2 protein-coding genes are annotated in these 2,547 nt (G+C 60.6%); both read right to left on the bottom strand.

Translation table 11 applies throughout. The features are described from left to right. Window positions 1–157: 157 nt before the first annotated feature. Window positions 158–2,188, bottom strand: a complete 2,031-nt coding sequence (gene mobH, locus Q0349_RS08765; protein WP_298080481.1) for a MobH family relaxase — start codon at window positions 2,186–2,188, stop codon at window positions 158–160. After that, a partial coding sequence (locus tag Q0349_RS08760) for a hypothetical protein (RefSeq protein ID WP_298080480.1) occupies window positions 2,185–2,547 on the bottom strand: 363 nt, incomplete at its 5' end. The genes mobH and Q0349_RS08760, both read right to left, overlap by 4 nt.

The following is a 2,547-nucleotide window of genomic DNA, read 5'->3' as shown; positions in this document are numbered from 1 at the left end:
AGGTGTTTATCAATAATTTTTATCCGCTTCTTCCATAAAGAGCATTTTCGGTAAAAGCAGCCAGATTGTCAGAGAACCCGTGAAACCCGTCTCCATGACCGGGTGGAGCAGGATCGCCCCCAAACGTCATATTTTTTGGCACATTTTTATGACGTTTCTATATTAGTATCGTGCTCACCTCGCATTTGTCAAGAAATGTTTGCAATTCGGGCGGATGCTGTATTTTTTCCGCCTCGAAGAAGTACAGGGAGAGTTTGGCATTGGCACCTTGTGCGGTCACCGGTCGGCAGTAATGGATTTGTTTGCTGCCTGCGGGAATGTTGCTGCGCCGTTTGTGAATGGCTGATTGCACGATTTGCGCGGCCTTGCGCATGTCGTCAAAGCTCATCGTCCCTTCTTTGGCAAACAGGCCGGCATCGCGGGCGTAATCGGCGAAGGTTTTGGGCGAGACCACGGCGAGGCATTTGCGGTTTTCGTATTCCAGGACAAAGGCCGGTTGGCCGCTGCGGTTGACGATAATGTTTTTGGCGGCGATTTTTTGCCAGAGCCAGGCGAAGAAGCCGTCCACGATGCTTTGCGGGTCGCTGTCCGGCGGCGGTTTGTGGGCGGGCGTGTCTGCGGGTACAGGCATGGCCGCATCTGCCACAGGAAGGACGGGCGGGGGCGTCATTTCATCCGCCACGGCTGGCACAGGTAACGCGACCCCCGGCGGGTCAGCGAACGGGTCATCCGGCAGCGCATCTATTGCTGCCGCCAGTTGCAGCTCCGGCGGCAGGCCATCCTGCGCCAGTGCATGGCCTCCTGTGACGTCCTGTTGCAGGATTTCCACGATCGGCGCTACCGCTTCCTGTGCCAGTACGGCTGCTTCCTGCGTACCCTGCGGCAGTACGGGCGCTGTCGCTTCCTGTTGCAGGGCAGGCGTGGGCACGGGCTGTTGCAGGGGTTGTGCTGCCGCTGCTGCGGTTGCAGGGGGATTGTCCGGGGCGCTGGCTGTTGCAGCTTTGCCGCCTTCGCTGACGCTGCCGCTCATTTTCGCGGGCAGGCTTGCCACCGTGAACAGTTTGCGGCTGTCGATTTTCAGGGTGGTGAAGTCCTGCTCGAAGTTGGCGTGCGGGATGGAGACATGGATGGTGAAAACGGCTTGTCCGTTTGCCGTCGCTTCAATCAGCCCGTGCTGTTGCAGTTCGTCGAAGATGCGGGTGTTGTCGGCGGGGACGTCGGTCGCGCCCAGCGACTGCATTTTTTCGCGCAGTTTTTCCGCGATGGTTTTGGCGACCGCATAGACGTAGCGCTGGTCGTCGGAGAGGTAGAGCACGGCACCGGGGCGGTTTGCCGCCAGTTTGCGTTCTTCGATCAGCAGGCGGAATGCTTTCAGCAGGCGCTCGCCGAAGTTTTCGATGTCGGCACCGGCGAACTGGCGCGGCCGTCCGGTTTGTGTGGCAATGCGCAGGTCGGCGGCGACCGACATCTGGTCGGCCGTGCTGACAATGGCGCCGATGCTGCCCCAGGAGGCGCGGTCGGCGCTGACGTAGCCGAGTACTTCGCTGAAGATGTCCAGGTCGCGCGTCAGGTAATCGAGGCTGATGCTGTCCAGCAGCTGCGGCAGGAAGAGCAGGCCGAGGCGTTCGTGCAGTTGGTAATGCGCGGTCGGGCGGAATTTGAGGGTGTAGTGTTTGCAGCCCTGTTGCAGCAGGGTGCCGGCGGCGGGGTTCCTGATTTTGTCCTGCGCCGCATCGATGTACCAGGCCATTGTCAGCGCCTTGCCGATGTCGTGCAGGAGCGCGGCGACAAAGACGGCGTAGGTCCAGAGGTTTTTCTGCGCCTCTATCACCTCCGGCTCGGAAGCCAGCGGCAGCGTGTATTTTTGCCGCTCGTTGATGGCGTATTCGATCACGCTCAGGGTGTGGACGATGAGGCCGCCGGGATAGGCGTGGTGGTGCGCCTGCGAAGCGGGTAACAGTTGCACCGTTTCGCAGTATTTGGCGATGGGCTTGCCGTACATCGCCTCGAAGCGCTGCGGGTCGATGGCGACCTTGCGCCGGATGCCACGCAGGCGGTTGTGCAGGCTGAGGCGGGTGTAGAGCGCTTCGGCAGCCAGCACCGGAAAGACGCTGGCCGCATCCGCAGCCGCCGCCGGGGCGGACGCGCTGCCCTGGAACAGTTTGCGCAGCAGGCCGCTGCCCATCATCCGCGCAACTCCAGCCAGCTGATAATGACCTCGCTCGGTGGATACGGCACTTCCGAGATCTGAAAAGCCGGTTGTCGCACCCGTGCGGCGAAGGCGGTAAACGGCTCGTCCAGCGCATTCCACAGGCGGGTGGGGCGCATCTTGTCAAACACCTGGATTTTGAAGCAGAACAGGTTGCAGACAAAGCGGGTAAAGGCGCGCTCGTATTTGCCGAGATTGGCGTTGAGCAGCATGGTATCGGCGTTTTCGAAGAATTGCGCAATCTGCGCCTGCGGCAGCTCGTCTTCGGTGGGACGGGTCAGTTGCAAAAACGCCGGGTCAGCGAAGATTTCACCGAGTTTGGCAATATGCCAGGCGTA

This window comes from uncultured Cardiobacterium sp. (genome assembly GCF_938028185.1).
Taxonomy (GTDB): Bacteria; Pseudomonadota; Gammaproteobacteria; order Cardiobacteriales; family Cardiobacteriaceae; genus Cardiobacterium.
Note: the sequence above shows the minus strand (reverse complement) of the source record. Positions and strands in the feature narration are given on the sequence as shown.

Coding starts and splice junctions, on each gene's coding strand:
- mobH (WP_298080481.1), bottom strand. CDS start 2,188: ATGATGGGCAGCGGCCTGCTGCGCAAACTGTTCCAGGGCAGCGCGTCC.